This window comes from Nocardia bovistercoris, assembly GCF_015674855.1.
Taxonomy (GTDB): domain Bacteria; phylum Actinomycetota; class Actinomycetes; order Mycobacteriales; family Mycobacteriaceae; genus Nocardia; species Nocardia bovistercoris.
Map to the genome: position 1 here is coordinate 234558 of NZ_JADMLG010000001.1, position 18751 is coordinate 253308.

18 protein-coding genes are annotated in these 18751 nt (G+C 69.8%); 3 read left to right on the forward strand and 15 right to left on the reverse strand.

Going from position 1 to position 18751, the window contains the following annotated elements:
• Positions 1-272: 272 nt before the first annotated feature.
• From whiA to IT779_RS01090, 5 genes are all read right to left on the reverse strand, one after another.
• Positions 273-1256 carry a DNA-binding protein WhiA gene (whiA, locus tag IT779_RS01070; RefSeq protein WP_054811506.1) on the reverse strand — a complete coding sequence of 328 codons (984 nt, stop codon included), beginning with the start codon at positions 1254-1256 and terminating at the stop codon, positions 273-275.
• Entirely contained in the window at positions 1247-2293 is a 1047-nt protein-coding gene (locus IT779_RS01075) for a gluconeogenesis factor YvcK family protein (RefSeq protein ID WP_196147224.1), read from the reverse strand. Before IT779_RS01075 ends, whiA begins: the two co-directional genes overlap by 10 nt.
• Positions 2290-3237 carry an RNase adapter RapZ gene (gene rapZ / locus IT779_RS01080; protein WP_196147225.1) on the reverse strand — a complete coding sequence of 316 codons (948 nt, stop codon included), beginning with the start codon at positions 3235-3237 and terminating at the stop codon, positions 2290-2292. Before rapZ ends, IT779_RS01075 begins: the two co-directional genes overlap by 4 nt.
• A 113-nt stretch (positions 3238-3350) precedes the next feature.
• A complete protein-coding gene (uvrC, locus tag IT779_RS01085; protein WP_196147226.1) occupies positions 3351-5471 on the reverse strand; it encodes an excinuclease ABC subunit UvrC in 2121 nt (706 codons plus the stop codon).
• 190 nt (positions 5472-5661) lie between these two features.
• Positions 5662-6093 carry a hypothetical protein gene (locus IT779_RS01090; RefSeq protein WP_196147227.1) on the reverse strand — a complete coding sequence of 144 codons (432 nt, stop codon included), beginning with the start codon at positions 6091-6093 and terminating at the stop codon, positions 5662-5664.
• A gap of 271 nt (positions 6094-6364) precedes the next feature.
• Between IT779_RS01090 and IT779_RS01095 the strand changes: the two genes are divergently transcribed.
• Complete coding sequence (locus IT779_RS01095; RefSeq protein ID WP_196147228.1) at positions 6365-8308, forward strand: gamma-glutamyltransferase family protein; 1944 nt, start codon at positions 6365-6367, stop codon at positions 8306-8308.
• A gap of 275 nt (positions 8309-8583) precedes the next feature.
• Here the strand turns inward: IT779_RS01095 and IT779_RS01100 are convergent, their stop codons facing one another.
• The 6 genes from IT779_RS01100 to rpe all read right to left on the reverse strand — a co-directional run bounded on the left by IT779_RS01100 (position 8584) and on the right by rpe (position 12977).
• Positions 8584-9114: a GNAT family N-acetyltransferase gene (locus IT779_RS01100; protein WP_196147229.1), complete on the reverse strand. Its 531-nt coding sequence runs from the start codon at positions 9112-9114 to the stop codon at positions 8584-8586.
• A 33-nt stretch (positions 9115-9147) separates the two neighbouring features.
• Complete coding sequence (locus IT779_RS01105; protein WP_196147230.1) at positions 9148-9678, reverse strand: PH domain-containing protein; 531 nt, start codon at positions 9676-9678, stop codon at positions 9148-9150.
• A 3-nt stretch (positions 9679-9681) separates the two neighbouring features.
• Positions 9682-10161 (reverse strand): 6,7-dimethyl-8-ribityllumazine synthase, encoded by a 480-nt coding sequence (gene ribH, locus IT779_RS01110; RefSeq protein ID WP_196147231.1) that lies wholly within the window; start codon positions 10159-10161, stop codon positions 9682-9684.
• A 76-nt stretch (positions 10162-10237) separates the two neighbouring features.
• Complete coding sequence (locus IT779_RS01115) at positions 10238-11482, reverse strand: bifunctional 3,4-dihydroxy-2-butanone-4-phosphate synthase/GTP cyclohydrolase II (protein WP_196147232.1); 1245 nt, start codon at positions 11480-11482, stop codon at positions 10238-10240.
• Positions 11483-11566: 84 nt separating this feature from the next.
• Positions 11567-12190, reverse strand: a complete 624-nt coding sequence (locus IT779_RS01120; RefSeq protein ID WP_196147233.1) for a riboflavin synthase — start codon at positions 12188-12190, stop codon at positions 11567-11569.
• Positions 12191-12323: 133 nt separating this feature from the next.
• Entirely contained in the window at positions 12324-12977 is a 654-nt protein-coding gene (gene rpe, locus IT779_RS01125) for a ribulose-phosphate 3-epimerase (protein WP_196147736.1), read from the reverse strand.
• Positions 12978-13135: 158 nt separating this feature from the next.
• Between rpe and IT779_RS01130 the strand changes: the two genes are divergently transcribed.
• Both IT779_RS01130 and IT779_RS01135 read left to right on the forward strand, forming a co-directional pair.
• Complete coding sequence (locus IT779_RS01130; protein ID WP_196147234.1) at positions 13136-13558, forward strand: anti-sigma factor; 423 nt, start codon at positions 13136-13138, stop codon at positions 13556-13558.
• A gap of 74 nt (positions 13559-13632) precedes the next feature.
• Positions 13633-14478, forward strand: a complete 846-nt coding sequence (locus IT779_RS01135; RefSeq protein ID WP_196147737.1) for an RNA polymerase sigma factor SigF — start codon at positions 13633-13635, stop codon at positions 14476-14478.
• Positions 14479-14497: 19 nt separating this feature from the next.
• Here IT779_RS01135 and IT779_RS01140 read toward each other — a convergent pair whose 3' ends face one another.
• From IT779_RS01140 to def, 4 genes are all read right to left on the reverse strand, one after another.
• The gene (locus tag IT779_RS01140) at positions 14498-14845 is read right to left on the reverse strand and encodes an MmcQ/YjbR family DNA-binding protein (RefSeq protein ID WP_196147235.1); all 348 of its coding nucleotides are present in this window, start codon (positions 14843-14845) and stop codon (positions 14498-14500) included.
• A gap of 63 nt (positions 14846-14908) precedes the next feature.
• A complete protein-coding gene (locus IT779_RS01145; RefSeq protein ID WP_196147738.1) occupies positions 14909-16447 on the reverse strand; it encodes an RsmB/NOP family class I SAM-dependent RNA methyltransferase in 1539 nt (512 codons plus the stop codon).
• Positions 16448-17196: 749 nt separating this feature from the next.
• Positions 17197-18120 carry a methionyl-tRNA formyltransferase gene (gene fmt, locus IT779_RS01150; RefSeq protein WP_196147236.1) on the reverse strand — a complete coding sequence of 308 codons (924 nt, stop codon included), beginning with the start codon at positions 18118-18120 and terminating at the stop codon, positions 17197-17199.
• The gene (gene def / locus IT779_RS01155; RefSeq protein ID WP_196147237.1) at positions 18120-18683 is read right to left on the reverse strand and encodes a peptide deformylase; all 564 of its coding nucleotides are present in this window, start codon (positions 18681-18683) and stop codon (positions 18120-18122) included. The genes fmt and def overlap by 1 nt, the downstream gene beginning before the upstream one ends.
• Positions 18684-18751: the final 68 nt, after the last annotated feature.

An 18751-nucleotide genomic window follows, 5' to 3' on the forward strand; every position in this document is an offset into this window, starting at 1 on the left:
CCCGACGGCGCCGGACACGACCATCCGACACGCCGCCGCGAGCGATCGCGCGATACCGCCCGCCGACCGCGGAGCTCGCCCGCGCCGCTTGCCGAGCGCGGATCGGGCCCCACCGAGGCGTGCGGAAATGCTCGGGAACTCATCGAGCGGAATCATCGGCGACTCCGACCGAGGGGGGTGAACAGTGCCCGACCGCGCTGTCGGGCAACCGATGCGGCCGCCTGCGCCTGCCGACGCGCACCGGGCACGCGGCCGACCGACGGACGCAAGAATCAGGCGTCGTCGAGCAGTTCGGCGGTGACCGCGGATTCGGTATCGGGGATGCCGAGATCCTTGGCGCGCCGGTCCGCCATCGACAGCAGGCGCCGGATGCGGCCCGCCACCGCGTCCTTGGTCATCGGCGGATCGGCGAGCTGGCCGAGTTCCTCCAGCGACGCCTGCCGGTGCTGGACGCGTAGCTTGCCCGCGGCGGCCAGGTGATCGGGCACGTCCTCGCCGAGGATCTCCAGCGCGCGTTCCACCCTGGCGGCCGCGGCCACCGCGGCACGCGCCGAGCGGCGCAGGTTCGCGTCGTCGAAATTCGCCAGCCGATTTGCCGTGGCCCGCACCTCGCGTCGCATGCGACGCTCCTCCCAGGTGAGCCTGGTGTCCTGGGCGCCCATCCTGGTGAGCAGCGCGCCGATGGCCTCGCCGTCGCGCACCACGACCCGGTCGGTGCCACGCACCTCGCGCGCCTTGGCGGTGATCCCGAGCCGCCGGGCCGCGCCGACGAGCGCCAGGGCCGCCTCGGGACCGGGGCAGCTCACCTCGAGCGCCGAGGAGCGACCGGGTTCGGTGAGCGACCCGTGCGCGAGAAACGCACCGCGCCAAGCGGCTTCGGCGTCGGCGATGCTGCCGCCGACCACCTGCGCGGGCAGCCCGCGCACCGGGCGGCCGCGCACGTCGAGCAGGCCGGTCTGGCGCGCCAGCGCCTCGCCCTCCTTCGACACCCGCACGACATACCGGGAGGTCTTGCGCAACCCGCCCGCACCGAGTACGTGCACATCGGATCCGTAGCCGTACAGCTCGAAGATCTCCCGGCGTAGCCGTCGTGCGATGGAACCCATATCCACCTCGGCCTCGACGATCACTCGCCCGCCGACGATGTGCAGGCCACCCGCGAACCGCAACAAGGCGGACAACTCCGCCTTACGGGAACTCACCTGCGACACCGCGAGCCTGCTCAGCTCGTCTTTCACTTCGGCTGTCATCGCCACGAGACGCGCTCCTTTCCACCCAACCCGGACCGCACATCCGCGCCCATGTGCCGTCCTTCGACTCGAAGCCCTGCCAATTGCGGCCGAGGTTGCCGGATCAGTTGATCCAGTGCGGCGGCAAGCTTTCCGGGGTGATGCCGGTCCGTTCCCGCTTCGGCGACTTCGGAGAAGATTACTCGTGCCCGCAACTGTTCGGCAGCCCTGGCCACATGTTCGCGTTGTCTACCCTCCGGTACCGAGCCCGCGTCCACGAGGACATCGTCGACCACGAATTCGGGTGCGTGCTGTGACAATACGTGCAAATGCCGCTCCGCGGAGAAGCCCGCGGTCTCGCCCGGCTCCGCCGCCAGGTTCAGGACCAGCACTTTTCTCGCCCGCGTGTACACCAGCGCGTCACGGAGTTCCGGTACGAGAACATGCGGTATCACACTGGTGAACCAGGATCCCGGACCGAGTACGACCACATCGGCGTGCTCGATGGCAGAGGTCGCCTGTGGACTCGCGGGCGGATCCGACGGGATCAGTCGCACCCGGCGGACTTTACCCGGTGTCGTCGCGACGGCAACCTGTCCGCGAATGCAGCGGCTGACACGGGGGTCGGCCTCGAGGCCGGAAACATCCGCCTCGATGTCGAGTGCGATCGGCGACATCGGTAGCACGCGGCCGGTGATGCGCAACATCTTCGCGACCTCGTCCAGCGCGGCGACCGGATCACCGAGCACTTCGGTGAGCCCGGCGACTATCAGGTTACCCACGGAATGCCCTGCGAGCGCGCCGGTTCCGCCGAAACGGTGCTGAACGGTGCGCGCCCAGACACCTTCCGGATCCTCGGCCAGCGCCGCGAGCGCCATGCGTAGATCCCCCGGCGGGATCACCCCGAGTTCGGCGCGCAGCCGCCCCGATGAGCCGCCGTCGTCGGCGACCGTGACCACGGCGCAGATCCGCGCGGTGAGCAGGCGCACCGCCGACAGCGTCGCGTACAGGCCGTGTCCGCCACCGAGCGCGACGATGGCGGGATCGGACTCCCGCCCCGTCATTCGCGCCCCAGATCCCGGTGCACGACCCGGACGACATCCGCTGACCCACCGGATATCGCGCCGATCGATTCGCCCAGCGCCTCGGCGATCGCCACGCTGCGGTGTTTGCCTCCGGTGCAGCCCACTGCCACCGTCATGTATCGCTTCCCCTCTTGGCGGTAGCCGTTCGTCGTCAGGTCGACCAGGTGGCGGCAGGTACTCAGATAGTCGGCCGCGCCGGGACGCGACAGCACGTACTCGCTGACCACGGTCTCCTGTCCCGAATGCTCCCTGAGTTCAGGAATCCAATGCGGATTGGGTAGAAAACGCACATCCAACACCATGTCGGCGTCCAACGGAACCCCGTACTTGAACCCGAAGGACTGCACGGTCAGTTGCAACGCGGCGGGCGCACCGCCCCCGTAGGCTTCCTCCATTTTCCGGTGCAGTTGGTGGATCGACAGCTCGGTGGTGTCGATGACGAGATCGGCGGCGGTCTTGACCGAGGAGAGCCTGACTCGTTCCGCCGCGATACCCGCCGACAACGTACCGTCCGCGCTCTCGCTCTGCAGCGGATGACGACGGCGGGCGAATCCGAAACGCCGGATCAGGACGTCGTCGGAGGCCTCCAGGAACAGCACCCGCGTGCGCACGCCGAGCGCGCGCAGCTGCTCGATCACCACGGTCAGGTCGTCGGTGAAGAATCTGCTGCGCACATCCATCACCAGGGCGAGTCGCGTGATGGGCGGCTGCGCCGACGCCCCGAGCTCGACCATGCGACCGAAGAGTTCGGGCGGCAGATTGTCGGTGACGTACCAGCCGAGGTCCTCGAGTACGCGGGCCGCCGTGCCGCGCCCCGCCCCGGACAATCCGGTGACGATGACGACTTCGACCTGTTCCCTGCGATCAACGCCCGTAGTGGGCTGCCTGCTGCCCGCACTGTTGTTCGATTCGACGCGTGTCATGTCCTACCGGATCTGTGTGGGGTGCCTTTCGATCATCTCGCACCGGGTTTCGGTATCGGGGGCAGACACACAACGTACGCGAAACCGCGTCGTCGAGTGCACCCGTACGGGGGCTATTCGTCCCGGAGGGCCGCGAGGACGGCCCTCGCGGTTGCCACCCCGATGCCGGGCACCTCGGTGATCTCCTCCACGCTGGCCTCCTTCAGTTTGGCGACGGACCCGAAATGGGTGACAAGCGCGGTCCGGCGCGCCGCACCGAGGCCGCGCACCGAGTCGAGGGCCGATGCCGTCATCCGCCGCGACCGTTTGCTGCGATGGAAGGTGATGGCGAAGCGGTGCGCCTCGTCGCGGACCCGTTGCAGCAGATACAGCGCCTCGCTGTTGCGCGGCATGATGACCGGATCGGGCTCGCCGGGCACCCAGACCTCCTCGAGCCGTTTGGCCAGCCCGATCACCGCGACGTCGGTGATGCCGAGTTCGTCGAGCACCTCGGCGGCGGCGGCCACCTGCGGCGTGCCCCCGTCGACCACGTACAGATTCGGCGGGTAGGCGAACTTCCGCGGGCGACCGGTGCGCGGATCGATGCCGGGACGCGAGGTGAGTTCAGGAAGTCCGTCGAAGTCGTCCCTCGCGCCGGACTCCGCGCGAACCGAGACATTCGATTCCGCGACGGTCGAGTCGGCGGCACTGGAAACGGCGACCGGGTCGTCGGCCGTCGAGGCGGCGGAACTCGGAGCGTCGGCGTCGAGTTGGTCGCGTTCGACCTCGTCGCGTTCGCGGCGTAGGCGCGCGAAACGCCGCCTGGTGACCTCCGCGATACTGCCCACATCGTCGGAGCGGCCATCCCCCGCCGCCTCCTTGATCGTGTAGTGGCGATATTCGGACTTGCGCGCCAAACCGTCCTCGAACACCACGAGCGAGGCGACCACATCGGTGCCCTGCACGTGGCTGATGTCGACGCATTCGATCCGCAGCGGCGCACTGTCGAGTTCGAGGGCGTCCTGGATGTCTTGCAACGCCGCCGAGCGCGATGTCAGATCGCCCGCGCGCTTCAGTTTGTGCTGAGCGAGCGCCTCCTGCGCGTTGCGCTGCACCGTCTCGGCGAGCGCCTTCTTGTCGCCGCGCTGCGGAACCCGGACCGAGACCGCCGAACCACGCAGCGCGCCGAGCCACTGCTGGATCTGTTCGACGTCGGCGGGCAGTTCGGGCACGAGCACCTCGCGCGGCACCACGGCCGCGGGCTGGTCCTCGGTGCTCTGATCGGCGTAGGCGGCCTGCTCGCCGTAGAACTGGGTGAGGAACTGTTCGACGAGCGCGGCCATGGCGCCGCCCGCCGCCGCGGTGTCGACGGCGTCACCGGACTTGTCGACCACCCAGCCGCGCTGGCCGCGCACCCGGCCGTCGCGCACGTGGAAGATCTGGACCGCGGCTTCCAATTCGTCGGTGGCGAAGGCGATCACGTCGGCGTCGGTGCCGGTGCCGAGCACCACCGCCTGCTTCTCCAGCGCCCGGCGCAGGGCCTGCACGTCGTCGCGCAGGCGGGCGGCGTTCTCGAAATCGAGATCCGCCGCGGCGTCGTGCATCCGGCGCTCGAGTTCGCGAACCATCCGGTCGGTACGCCCGGCCAGGAAGTCACAGAAATCCTCGATGATGCGGCGGTGTTCGGCCGCGCTCACCCGATCGATACACGGCGCGGAGCATTTGTCGATGTAGCCGAGCAGGCACGGCCGCCCGATCTGGCTGTGCCGCTTGAAGACACCGTTGGAACAGGTGCGCGCCGGGAAGACCCGCAACAGCAGATCCAAGGTCTCCCTGATGGCCCAGGCGTGCGCGTACGGCCCGAAGTAGCGCACACCCTTCTTGCGCGCGCCACGGTAGACGAACAGGCGCGGATACTCCTCGTCCAAGGTCACCGCGAGCACCGGATAGGACTTGTCGTCGCGGTAGCGGACGTTGAAGCGCGGATCGAACTCCTTGATCCAGTTGTATTCCAGCTGCAACGCCTCCACCTCGGTGGAGACGACCGTCCATTCGACGCTCGCGGCGGTGGTGACCATCTGCCTGGTGCGCGGATGCAGCGAGGCGATATCGGCGAAATAGGAATTCAGCCTGGCGCGCAGGCTCTTCGCCTTGCCGACATAGACGACCCGCCCGTGCGCGTCCCGGAACTTGTAGACGCCGGGTTCGACGGGAATCGTGCCCGGCGAAGGCCGGTACGTCGCTGGATCTGCCACCGGACCAGCCTATCGACGGGGTCCGACAGATCCGCCGTCGCCCGCGCCGCCGGGACCGACGACGGTCGCCGAGTCGACGCCGGGCGCGCATCACCCGGATCGCCGGACGCCGACAGCATCGAATCGACCGCCGGGCGCGGGCCGCGCCGACTATCGCCGCTCGCGCCGCCGATTCACCCGCGGCACCGGCTCAGACCACGCCGAACCATTCTCGCGCCTGCGGACGCGTCAGCAGATAGAGGACCACCACCGAGATGCCGCACGCGTAGACGACGGTGAGCAGCGGGATCACGCCGAGGTCGGAGGCCGCGTCGAGACCGGAGATGCCGGAGAACCGCACGGCGACCACGATCTGGAGCAGCGCGAGCGCGAGTGCGGCCCGGCGACGGCGGATGTCGGCGTTGCCGAAGCCGAGTGCGGCCATTCCCATCAGTACGCCGGGTACGAATCGCAGCGCGCCCGACACCGCGGCGGAACCGCCGACGGTCATGCCGAGCACCACGGGATAGAGGATGCCGAAACCGGCGAGGCCGAGCGCGGCCTCCCTGGCCTCGCGCACCGGTCCCGGCATTCGTCGCGGCTCCGGTCGGCCGAATGCGATCGCGTCGAAATAGGTCACCATGGGCAATCCTCGGGTCCATCAACGCCCGCTTCGGGGCGCTCGGGAGGGAACGGTATTTCACTTCCCGGATGCGGACCGCCGAGTCTACAGTACTGTGACCCAGCTCACAGTCACTTCGTGATATCGCCGAACTCCCCGGTTCCGCCCGAGGTCACGACCCCCTTCGGAAGACCCTCGTGCGCACCGACATTCGTATGTCACCCCCGGTCACACGTCCCCGATCGACACGGAAAGCGCTGCCTCGCCGCGCATCCGGGGTTACAGTCCCAAGATGAACCGAGCGCGACACGCCTGGATCGGGGCGCTGGCGGCAACGTTGCTCGCGGGGGGACTGCTGACCGGCTGCACCGCCGATGACGAGCAAGCCGACGGATGCGTCGCCACGCCCAACGGCACGCCGGTCGCCGCCGAGCCGAGCCGCGCGGGCGGCGCGACGGCCGACATCAGCACGAACCCGGAGATCGCCTCGGGCTACCGCGCGGGCATGACCCCGGTGCGCACCGCCACCTACGCCGTGTCCACCGCCAACCCGATCTCCACCAAGGCGGCCTGCGAGGTCCTGCGCGACGGCGGCACCGCGGCCGACGCGCTGGTTGCCGCGCAGCTGGTGCTCGGACTGGTGGAACCGCAGGCCTCCGGCATCGGCGGCGGCGCCTTCCTGCTCTACTACGACGCGGGCAATCGCCGGGTCGAGGCCTACGACGGCCGTGAGACCGCGCCCGCCGCCGCGACCGAGAACTACCTGCGCTGGGTCAGCGACACCGACCGCACCGAACCCGCGCCCAACACCCGCGCCAGCGGCCGGTCGATCGGCGTCCCCGGCGTGCTGCGCCTGCTCGAACAGGCGCACAGCGAACACGGCAGGCTGGGATGGCGTGAACTGTTCGACCCGGCCATCGGCCTGGCCGACCGCGGCTTCCCGATCAGCGCGCGACTGGCGGGCCAGATCGCCGAATCCGCCCGCGACCTCGCCGTCGACGAGAACGCCCGCGCCTACTTCCTTGATCCGGACGGCACCCCGAAACGCGCCGACACGGTGCTGAACAATCCCGCGCTGTCCAAAACCCTGAATGCCATCGCCACCGAGGGCGCACAGGCGTTCTACACCGGGGCCATCGCCAAGGACATCGTCGCCGCGGTCGGCTCCACCGCGGGCGGGCGCACCCCCGGCCGACTCGACGCCGCCGACCTCGCGGGATATCGAGCCGAGCAGCGCACGGCCCTGTGCACGCAGTACCGGGGACACGAGATCTGCGGCATGCCTGCCCCCTCCTCCGGCGGCACCACCGTGGCCGCGACGCTCGGCATCCTGGAGAACTTCGATCTCGGCGCGCTGAAACCCGACCGCGTCGACGCGAACGGCGGTGTCCCGAGGGCCGAGGCCGTACACCTGATCGCCGAGGCCGAGCGACTGGCCTACGCCGACCGCAACAAGTACGTGGCCGACCCCGATTTCGTTCCGCTGCCCGGTGATTCGCCGCTCGCCTTGGTCGACCGGACCTATCTGAAACAGCGGGCCGGACTCATCGATCCCGGCCGCAGCATGGGCACCGCGCAACCGGGCGATCTCGGTCCGGTCCCGCTCGGACTCGGCCCGCAACCGCCCGAACACGGGACGAGCCACATCTCCGTGGTCGACCGCTACGGCAACGCCGCCGCCATGACGACCACCGTCGAATCGGCCTTCGGCTCCTTCCACATGGTCGACGGCTTCGTCCTCAACAACCAGCTCACCGACTTCGCCGCCGACCCCGTCGGCGCGGACGGCGTCCCGGTCGCCAACCGGCTGCAACCGAACAAGCGGCCGCGCAGTTCGATGAGCCCCACCCTGGTCTTCGACCGCGCACCCGACGGTTCGCGCGGTGACCTCGGCTATGTGACCGGCTCCCCCGGCGGCGCGGTCATCATCCAATTCGTCGTGAAAACCCTTGTCGGCATGCTGGACTGGGGTCTCGACCCGCAGCAGGCCGTCTCCGCGGTCTCCTTCGGCGCCGCGAACACGCCCTCGACCGGAGTCGGCGGCGAACACCCCGCGATCGACGCCGCCGACAACGGCGACCACGACCCGCTGGTGCGCAGGCTGCGCGAACTGGGCCATCAGGTCTCGGTCGCGCCCCAATCCAGCGGTCTCAGCGCGGTGCACCGGGACGGTTCCGGCTGGATCGGCGGCGCCGATCCACGCCGTGAAGGAGCCGTGCTCGGCGACACCCGCTGAGGCGTCGCACCGGAACCGGCGGCGTGAACCCCTCGGCACCGCCGGTTCCGGTGCGCATCACCGCGACACCGGAGACCACGCGCGTCGGAGACCGCGCGCCACCGCGACACCGGAGACCGCGCATCACCGCGACACCGGAAAACCGCGCGCCACCGCCGATATCAGAGACCACACGCCACCGCGACATCGAAGACCACGCAACACCGACACCGGAGACCGCGCGCCACCGCCGACATCGCCGACCGCGCGCCACCGCCGACATCGCCGACCGCGCGTCACCGTGACATCGGATACACCGTGGTCGCGGCGTCGAGTACGAGATCCTCGCCGCGGCGGAAGCCGAAACGCTCGTAGAGCGGGATGTTCACCGCGGCGGTACAGACCAGGAACGCCGCGCCCGCCGTCTCCAGTTCGCGTTCGAGCAGACGCCCGGCGTGACCTCGGCCCCGCAGCGAGGGCCGGGTGCCGATGGCGGCCAGGTACAGATGCGGGGTGCTCGGCCGTGCGGCATCCATGCGCCGCACCGCCGACAGCGTGCGGGGCAGCGCCGAACCGAGCGCGCGTACCAGCGTGAACGGTTTCGCGATCGGCGATTCGACATGTTCGGGCTCCCAGAGCGCGACGCACGCGAGATCACCGCGTTCGTCGTGGTCGGTGCGCACGAGCCCGCGCTCGACGCGCGAGGCGATGCGGGACTCCCAGAAGTACGGCAGTGCCTTCGCGCGCCGCGCGGGGTCGGGCCAGAACAGACACATCAGCGGGTCGTCGAAGAAGGCTTCGGCGAGAACCGCGGCACCCGGCGTCATGGCGCGAGAATATCCGGCGCGCGGGCGGCCACGCTATCCGCGCGGCCCCTCGGGGTGCTCGTCCCCGTTCGGCTCCGCCACCGCATACCGCGCGCCGAGCGCCCGCAGCCTGTCCATGGCCTGCGCCGCGTGTTCCCGGTCGTTGGACCGGATCGCCAGCATCGGCACGTAGTCGTCGTTCACCAATTCCAGACGCGCCCAGGACTTCCGGTCCGGAAAGCTCACGCCACGGATGTCTTTCCAGTCGAAGTCGCTGTCGCCCAGCACATTACGCACCGAGACCCCGCGCTCGCCCGCGCGCACCCTCGGCCGGGTGAGCATCAGTACCCCGCCCGCGAGCAGGACCCCGATCGCGACCATCGCCACCTGATCGACGACCCGGAAGTTCACCCCGGTCGACCCCGAGCGCAGCCAGATGCCGCCGACGCCGAAGGTGACCAGCAGCACGACGGCCACGATCCACGCGGTCACCACCGCGCGCCTCGGGCGCACCTCGAACTCCCAGTCCGAGGTCGCGCCCGTATCGGGCGCCGGATTCCTTCTCCAGATGCGGACGACCGGCATCGCTCAGGCGGGCTGTCGCAGCGCGCGCAACGTGAGCGCGGCGTCGAGCGCCGCGGCGCTCGCCTGCTCGCCCTTGTTCTCGGCCGAACCCGGCAGGCCCGCGCGGTCGATCGCCTGCTCCTCGGTGTCGGTGGTGAGCACACCGTTGGCGACCGGCGTCGCCGCGTCGAGGGAGACCCGGGTGAGCCCGGCGGTCACCGCGTCACAGACGTATTCGAAATGCGGTGTGCCGCCGCGGATCACCACGCCGAGCGCGACCACGGCGTCGTGACTGCGGGCCAGTTCCTGGGCAACCACAGGCAGTTCCATCGCACCCGCGCAGCGCACCACGGTGATATGGATCACCCCGGCATCCTCGGCCACCCGCTTGGCATTGGCGACCAGGGTGTCGCAGATCGCGGTGTGCCACCGCGAGGCGACGATGCCGAGCCTGAGATCCCTGGCATCCGCCAGCTCGAAACTCGGTACGCCGGTGCCGCTCATCGATCTCCGCCTTCTCGCTCGCTCTTCGGTGCCGCGCCGCGGACCGCCGCGTCGGTCGTCATCGTCCGCGCCGCCCTCACTGGGCGGTCTCGCCCAGGTCGAGTTCGTCCAGCCCGATCAGGTCGTGGCCCATCCGGTCGCGCTTGGTGCGCAGGTAGCGCAGGTTCTCCGCGTTCGCGCGCAGCGGCATCGGCACCCGGTCGGTGATGCGCAGCCCGTACCCGTCGAGTCCGACGCGCTTGGCCGGATTGTTGGTGAGCAGCCGCATGGACCTGATGCCGAGATCGACCAGGATCTGAGCGCCGGTGCCGTAGTCGCGCGCGTCGGCGGGCAGGCCGAGTTCCAGATTCGCGTCGACGGTGTCGTGCCCGGAGTCCTGGAGCTGATATGCCTGCAACTTGTGCATCAGGCCGATACCGCGCCCCTCGTGGCCGCGCATGTAGAGCACGATGCCGCGCCCCTCCGCCGCCACCATCTCCAGCGCGGCGTCGAGCTGCGGCCCGCAATCGCAGCGCAGCGAGCCGAACACATCGCCGGTGAGGCATTCGGAGTGCACGCGCACCAGCACGTCCTCGCCGTCGGTGATGTCGCCGCGCACCAGGGCGACGTGCTCGACCTCGTCGTAGATGCTCTGATAGCCGACCGCCATGAACTGGCCGTGCGCGGTGGGAATCCGCGCCTCCGCCACCCGCACGACCTGCTTCTCGTGCCTGCGGCGCCAGGCGATCATGTCGGCGATGGAGATCAGCGCGAGGTCGTGGTCGTCGGCGAAGATCCGCAGTTCCTCGGTGCGGGCCATATGGCCCTCGTCCTTCTGGCTGACGATCTCGCAGATCACGCCCGCCGGACGCAGCCCGGCCATCCTGGCCAGGTCGACCGCGGCCTCGGTGTGTCCCGGCCTGCGCAGCACGCCGCCGTCCTTGGCGCGCAGCGGCACCACGTGACCGGGACGGGTGAGATCGTCGGCCTTGGCGCCCGCGTCGGCGAGCAGGCGCATGGTGGTGGCTCGGTCGGCGCCGGAAATGCCGGTGGTGATGCCCTCGCGGGCGTCCACCGAGACGGTGTATGCGGTGCCGTGCTTGTCCTGGTTCTGCGCGAACATCGGCGGCAGACCGAGCCGGTCGCAGTCCTCACCCATGAGCGGAACGCAGATGTAGCCGGAGGTGTAGCGGATCATGAACGCCACCAGTTCGGGGGTGGCCTTCTCGGCAGCGAAGATGAGGTCACCCTCGTTCTCACGATCCTCGTCGTCCACGACGACGACCGCCTTGCCTGCGGCGATATCGGCGACTGCGCGCTCGATGGTGTCGAACCTGGTCACGTCTGCTGCGCTCCATCTCGAAATAGGTGCCTCACTACAGTAATGCCAGGGCGGTGCGCATCGGTCGGCCCACCCGCCCGGACATCACCCGCGCTGCTGGAGCCGCTCCACATACTTCGCGATGACGTCGACCTCGAGGTTGACGCGCGTGCCGACGGCCGCACCGCCGAGATTGGTCAGCGACAGGGTGGTGGGAATGAGCGAGACCTCGAACCAGTCCCGGTTCCCGTCGGCGGCGGGCTGCTCGCCGATGCCGAGTCCGGAGACGGTGAGCGAAATGCCGTCCACGGTGATCGAGCCCTTCTCGACCACGTAGCGGGCGAGCGCGTCGGGTAGCGAGATCCGCACCACATCCCAGTTCGCCGACGGGGTGCGCGTCAGGATAGTCCCGGTGCCGTCGACGTGGCCCTGCACCAGATGCCCGCCGAGTCTGCTGCTCAACGCCGCCGCGCGCTCCAGGTTGACCCGCGCGCCCTCCGCGAGCCCGCCGATGCTCGACCGGTCGAGGGTCTCGCGCATCACATCGACGGTGAAGCTGTCGCCGTCGAGCACGTCGACCACGGTCAGGCACACGCCGTTGACCGCGATCGAATCACCGTGCCCGGCATCGGAGGTCACGAGCTTGCCCCTGATCGTGAGGCGGGCGGCGTCGGACAGCCGTTCGACGGTGACGACCTCACCCAGTTCCTCGACGATGCCTGTGAACATCCCTGACACTCCTGTCGCTGGTGTACGTACGGTTGACGGAACAGCCGGGCCCGGCTCCGCTATTCCCCGCGTATCCTCGGGCCGTACCGTCCTCAGCCTAACGACGGCCGGTCGTGGGCGACATGGGCGGTATTCAGCCGCGGTGGGCGGCGGCGATGGAACGCAGCGATTGCACGGTCGCGCCGGGATCGGCGGTGTTGTAGACGGCCGATCCCGCCACGAAGCAGTCGATACCGGCCTCCGCGGCCTGCTCGATGGTGTCGGCGTTGATGCCGCCGTCGATCTCCACGATCAGGCGCAGTGCACCGGCGTCGACGAGATTGCGCACGATCCGCGCCTTCTCCAGCACACTCGCGATGAACGACTGCCCCCCGAAACCCGGCTCGACGCTCATCACCAGCAGCGTGTCGAATTCGCGCAGGATTTCCAGATACGGCTCGATCGGCGTATTCGGCTTGACCGAGAGCCCGGCCTTCGCGCCCGCCGCGCGGATATCGCGCGCCACCGCGATCGGATCCTCGGCCGCCTCGGCGTGGAAGGTCACATTGTGCGCGCCCGCCTCCGCGTACGGCGGCGCCCAGCGGCCCGGATCCTCGATCATGAGATGACAGTCCAGCGGAATGTCGGTGGCTTTCAGCAAACTCTGCACCACCGGCAGGCCGAGCGTGAGATTCGGCACGAAATGCGCGTCCATCACATCGACGTGCAGCCAGTCCGATCCGGCGACCGCGCGCGCGTCACGCGCGAGATTGGCGAAATCGGCGGACAGGATGGAAGGGGCGATCATGGGCACGGCCGGGCGGGTGAACGTCACAGCGCCGGAGTGTAACCGCCGCCGCACCGCGCGTACGAACCCCCTGTCGCGCCTGCTCCCTTCGTCGCGCGCGGGCCCGAACACCCCCCAAACGCTGATTGCCCGGCCCCCGAATGGGTAGCCTTCACAGGGTGATCAACATTTCGGCGGAACAGGGGATCTACGGCACCCCGGTGGAGATTCGGGTGGCCGCGTCGGTCACGCAGCTGCCCATTGTGCGTGGGCTCGCCGAAACTCTCGTCCTACTCAGCGATTTCACGCTCGACGAGGTCGCCGACATCCGACTCGCGGTGGACGAGGTGTGCTCGACGCTGATCGCCGTCGCGGTGCCCGACTCCAGCCTGCTCTGCCGCTTCACCATCGGCGAGACCGAACTGCTCGTGCACGTGAGCGGCGCCGCGGCAACCGAGGGGCTACCCGACCAGCGCAGCTTCGGCTGGCATGTGCTGCGCACCCTCACCGATTCGGTCGAGGCCGCCCAACACCCCTTCGACGCGACCGCTTCCGGCTACCCGACGACGGTCGAGTTCCGTCGGGTCCGGGGGAAGGCGTAGTGGCGGAGCAGGACATCGGACGGACCCGCGTGACCGACACCGTGACCACCGAGGATCCCGACGACGCCGACGCGATCGACGCCGACGCTGTCGACACCGATGAGGCGGATACCGACGAGCTCGCGGCGGAGGAAGCCGAAACCGTCGAGGAGGTCGGCTCGGCCGCGGGCGGCTACGACGACCTCGGCGCCCTCTTCGCGCAACTCGCGCAGACCACCCAGGGCAGTCCGGAACACACGGCGCTGCGGGCGCGGCTGATCAGCCGATGCATTCCGCTCGCCGACCACATCGCCCGCAAATTCAGCGGTCGCGGTGAACCTTTCGACGACCTCACCCAGGTCGCGCGGGTCGGCCTGGTGCACGCGGTCGACCGTTTCGACGTCGCACGCGGCTCCAACTTCCTGTCCTTCGCGGTCCCGACCATCATGGGCGAGGTCAGGCGGTATTTCCGGGACCACACCTGGGCGATGCGGGTGCCGCGCCGGATCAAGGAGACCCACCTGCGCATCGGCGCCGCCATCGACACGCTGTCGCAGACGCTCGGGCGGTCGCCAACGGCCAAGGAGATCGCCGCCGAACTCGACGTCGACCCCGACGAGGTGACCCAGGCCGTCATCGCGGGCAACGCGTACCAGCCGAGCTCGATCGATGCCGCGTCACTCGGACGCGATACCGAGGCGTCGCTGCTCGACACCCTCGGCGAGGAAGAATCCCAGTTCGACCGGGTCGAGGAGTACGTGGCGATCCGGCCGCTGCTGGCCGGGCTGCCCGAACGTGAACGCCGCATCCTCACCATGCGCTTCTTCGAATCCATGACCCAGACGCAGATCGCCCAGCAGATGGGCATCTCGCAGATGCACGTCTCCCGCATCCTGGCCAAGACGCTGGCCAGACTCCGGGAACTCTCCCAGCGCGACTGACCGCCGAAAGCGTTGCGACTCAGCGATTACGCTCACGTTCACGACGCAGTGCCGCGGGTGCGGCGAGCCACCACGCGGCGTCGAGCAACTCCCCCAACTGATCCGATTCGACACGGTCGAGATCTATGAGGACGTACGGGTAACCGTCGTAGTGCGGGGTCGTGTAAAAAGCGGGGTCGCCCGAGGCGAGCAGGGCCGCCTTCTCCTCGGGCTCACACAGCAAGGCCAGACCGCCCTCGGCTTCGGTGCGCAGCCGCGCGAAACTCTTCTTGCCGACCTTCAGCGCCGGAGTCCGATACGACGTGGACTCCGCGACCCCGGGAAGTTCGGAGGCCATCTCGACCACCCGCCGCCAATCGATTGCCATGGCACGAGTGTGCCGCGCGGGATTCCGGCGGTCTTGGACGAATGGAATCCCGCGCGCCGCGGCTCAATGCGACAGCGGTTTGCGCAGCGCCGCCACGAACATGGCGTCGGTGCCGTGCCGGTGCGGCCACAACTGGGCCGACGGGCCGTCGCCGATGTCGGTGACGCCGGGCAGCGCCTGCCGCGTGTCGAGTTCGACGGCGTCGGTGCGGCGCACCAGATCGGCGACGACGGCCACCGTCTCGGGCAGATGCGGGGAACACGTGGAATACACGACCACCCCGCCCGGACGCACCAGATCCCATGCGGCGCCCAGCAGTTCGCGTTGCAGCACGACCAGGTCGCGGACGTCGGCGGGCGTCTTGCGCCAGCGCGCCTCCGGCCTGCGCCGCAACGCGCCCAACCCCGAACACGGCGCGTCGACGAGGACGCGGTCGTAGCCGGGGGTCAACCCGCTCGCCCTGCCGTCGACCGCGTGCACCCGCACCGGAAGACCGGCGGTGGCCTTGCGGACCAGTTCGGCCCGGTGCGCCGACGGTTCGACGGCGTCGAGTTCGAACCCATCGATATCGGCCAACGCGCCCAGTAGCACCGACTTGCCGCCGGGACCCGCGCACAGGTCGAGCCAGCGACCGCCGTCGACACCTTCCAGCGGCGCCCTGGTCAACGCGAGGGCGACGAGTTGGCTGCCCTCGTCCTGCACACCGGCCAGCCCCTCGCGCACCGGGTCCAGGTCACCCGGGTCGCCGCCGTCGAGATACACCGCGTACGGCGACCAGCGTCCCGGCTCGCCACCGGTCACCAAGGCCAGTTCCTCGGCGGTGATATCGCCCGGCCGCGCCACCAGATGCACCGCGGGTCGCGCGTCGTCGGCGGCGAGCAGATCGGCGAGTTCACCCGCGCGGGCGCCGAGCGCGTCGGCGAACGCCCGCGCGATCCACAGCGGATGCGCGTGTTCGAAAGCCAGGTGCCCCACCGGATCCGACGGCGCCAGCTCCCGCACCCACTCCTCGACCGTGCGCTCCCCCGCCCGACGCAGCACCGCGTTCACGAAACCCGCTTTGCCCTGGCCGAATTCGGCGCGCGCCAACGCCACCGAGGTATCCACCGCGGCGTGCGCGGCGACCCTCGTGCGCAACAGTTGATAGACGCCGAGCCGCAGCACGTCGAGCAGCGGCGGGTCGATCTCGGTGACCGAACGCCGCGCGCCCGCCTCGATCACCGCATCCGCCAGGCCTTGCGAACGACATGCGCCATAAGACAATTCGGTTGCCAGCGCGGCATCACGTCCGGTGATCCCGCGCTCTGCCAGCAGTCCTGGCAGAACGAGATTCGCATAGGCGTCGCGCTCCCTGACCGCACGCAACACGTCCATGGCGACCAGCCGCACCTGATCCACCGACGCGAAGGCATTCCGGTCGCGACGGGCCTTCGACTTCGAGCTGCCCGCGCGCTTGTCCGGTGTGCCCGCACGGCCCGATGGCCGATCGCCGCGTTCCCCCGAGGGACTGCGACCGCCTTCGGTCCGGGAATTCCCACGACGACCCTCCGAGGCGCGGCGATCAGCGCCGCCGGGACCGGAACGCTCCTGTTTCCCGCGCAGGTCTGCCGGTTGCTCGCGCGCGTCGCTCGTCCGGTCACGCCGCGTATCAGCGCTCCGATCACCGGTGACCAGCCGGTCAGGGTGCACGTCCGGGGCTCGCCCCCGCGTGTTCGCGGCCTCGTCGCGCCACCCGCCCGCCGACCGATCACGCCCGTCATTCGATCGGTCGCGCCGCGTATCCGACGTGCGATCCCGTGAGCCCGGCGCCCGACCACTCCGTGCGTCCAGCGCCCGATCACCTGTATCCGACACTCGATTCGACGTGGCCGCCGCCGTTCGATCACCACCGGCAGTCCGATCACGGCGAGCGTCCGCATTCCCGCCCCGCACGTCCGCCATCCGGTCACCCCGCGGATTCGTCACCCGACCGCGCGCGTCCGCCATCCGGTCACCCTGCGCCTTCGTCTCTCGATCACGGGCGTCCGCCGTTCGTTCGCGCCGACCGTCACTCGACCGGTCACGCCGGTCCGCCGCCCTGCCGTACGTATCCGCGGTGCGACTGCGCGACGCCGGACGCGCTGCCGGATCACGCTTGTCGTCATCGCGCCGCCGGACCCCATCGCGCGCTGACCCGCGACCGGCCGTGTCGCGGCCCGTATCGCGCCGCGCACCTTCGGAATTCGGTGCGCGGTCGTTCGTCGCGCGGGCGAGCCAACCGCCGTCGACGGAGCGCGACGATTTCGCCGCGCCCGCACCGCGGTCGCCACCGCTGCGATCGCCGCCGGACCCGCGTGCCCCTCGGTTCTCGCTCACTCGACCACCGCGTCCGACGCCAGCCGCGCGCCCCTTGCCCAGTCCAACGCGCCCATCACGCGCTTGCCCTGCGGCTGCACCTGGTCGAGGCGCACGGCGGTGGTGGCGGTGCCGACGAAGACACCGGATTTGCGCACTTCGATGGCACGCACCGGCAACTGTTCCTCGACCATCTCGACCGGGCCAAGCTTCAACCGCACATCGCCGACCTCGGTCCATGCTCCCGGCGCGGGGGTCACCGCGCGGATGCGTCGGGCGATGGCGAGGGCGGGCTGGTCCCAGCGGATGTGCCCGTCCTCCTGGTCGACCTTCGGCGCGTAGGACACGCCGTCGGTGGGCTGCGGCACCGCCTGCAAGGTGCCGTCCTCGACGCCGTCGAGGGTGGTTTCCAGCAGGCGGGCGCCGGTCTCGGCGAGGCGGGCGAGCAAAGTGCCCGAGGTGTCGGTCAGCGCGATCTTCTCGGTGACCACGCCGAATACCGGGCCGGTGTCGAGACCCGCTTCGATCTGGAAGGTGGACGCGCCGGTGATCTCGTCGCCCGCGTCGACGGCCGCCTGCACCGGCGCCGCGCCGCGCCACGCCGGCAGCAGCGAGAAATGCAGGTTGATCCACCCGAAGCGCGGGATGTCGAGCACCTGCTGCGGCAGCAGTGCGCCGTAGGCGACCACGGGGCAGCAGTCCGGCGCCAATTCGGTGAGCGCTGAGACGAATTCGGGATCGGAGGGGCGACGCGGAGTGAGCACCGGGATGCCGTGTTCGTCGGCGAGGCGCCCGACCGGCGACCTGGTGACCTTGCGGCCGCGTCCGGCGACCGCGTCGGGCCTGGTGACCACCGCGACCACCTCGTGGCGGTCCGATTCGACCAAACGCCGCAACGAGGGCACCGCGGGTTCGGGCGTGCCCGCGAACAGGACGCGCATCAGCGGCCCCGTCCGAACGGGCCCGGTTGTGCCGCGCCGAGCGCGCGGGATCCGCGGACGGTGATGCCCGCGGTGAACCAGTCGGATTCGCGTATGGTGCGCATCGCTTCCTTCCGTGCCGCCGGATCGAGCCGATCGATGAACAGCACACCGTCCAGGTGGTCGGTCTCGTGCTGGACACAGCGCGCGAGCAGGCCCTCGGCCGCGAACTCCACCGGGGCGCCGTTCATGTCGAAGCCCGAGGCCCGCACCCGCAGCGCGCGACGGGTGTCGTAGCGCAGGCCGGGGATGGACAGACAGCCCTCGGGACCCACCTGTTCCTCGTCGCCGACCACCGTATACGTGGGGTTCACCAGGTGGCCGCGCGCGTCCTCGGTGTCGTAGACGAACACCCGCAGCCCGACCCCGATCTGCGGCGCCGCCATCCCGACCCCGCCGTCGTCGTACATGGTCTCGGTCAGGTCGAGGACCAGTTGACGCAGCTCACGATCGAATTCGGTGACCTCCGCCGCACGGGCGCGCAGGATCGGATCGCCGAAAAGGCGAACGGGCTGAACGGTCACGGTGGCTCCCAGAAGCGGTTCGACAGGTCTCGAGGACAGGATCGTCCCATTCTAGGCAGCGCCGCGCG

What these genes read in the sequence shown, in the direction of transcription:
- IT779_RS01090 (WP_196147227.1), bottom strand. Translation starts at nt 6,093, where the DNA reads ATGGTGACCTATTTCGACGCGATCGCATTCGGCCGACCGGAGCCGCGA.
- IT779_RS01105 (WP_196147230.1), bottom strand. Translation starts at nt 9,678, where the DNA reads ATGCCGGTCGTCCGCATCTGGAGAAGGAATCCGGCGCCCGATACGGGC.
- IT779_RS01120 (WP_196147233.1), bottom strand. Translation starts at nt 12,190, where the DNA reads ATGTTCACAGGCATCGTCGAGGAACTGGGTGAGGTCGTCACCGTCGAA.
- IT779_RS01140 (WP_196147235.1), bottom strand. Translation starts at nt 14,845, where the DNA reads ATGGCAATCGATTGGCGGCGGGTGGTCGAGATGGCCTCCGAACTTCCC.
- ribH (WP_196147231.1), bottom strand. Translation starts at nt 10,161, where the DNA reads ATGAGCGGCACCGGCGTACCGAGTTTCGAGCTGGCGGATGCCAGGGAT.
- IT779_RS01075 (WP_196147224.1), bottom strand. Translation starts at nt 2,293, where the DNA reads ATGACGGGGCGGGAGTCCGATCCCGCCATCGTCGCGCTCGGTGGCGGA.
- IT779_RS01095 (WP_196147228.1), top strand. Translation starts at nt 6,365, where the DNA reads ATGAACCGAGCGCGACACGCCTGGATCGGGGCGCTGGCGGCAACGTTG.
- fmt (WP_196147236.1), bottom strand. Translation starts at nt 18,120, where the DNA reads ATGCGCGTCCTGTTCGCGGGCACGCCCGAACCCGCGGTGCCCTCGTTG.
- rapZ (WP_196147225.1), bottom strand. Translation starts at nt 3,237, where the DNA reads ATGACACGCGTCGAATCGAACAACAGTGCGGGCAGCAGGCAGCCCACT.
- IT779_RS01100 (WP_196147229.1), bottom strand. Translation starts at nt 9,114, where the DNA reads ATGACGCCGGGTGCCGCGGTTCTCGCCGAAGCCTTCTTCGACGACCCG.
- rpe (WP_196147736.1), bottom strand. Translation starts at nt 12,977, where the DNA reads ATGATCGCCCCTTCCATCCTGTCCGCCGATTTCGCCAATCTCGCGCGT.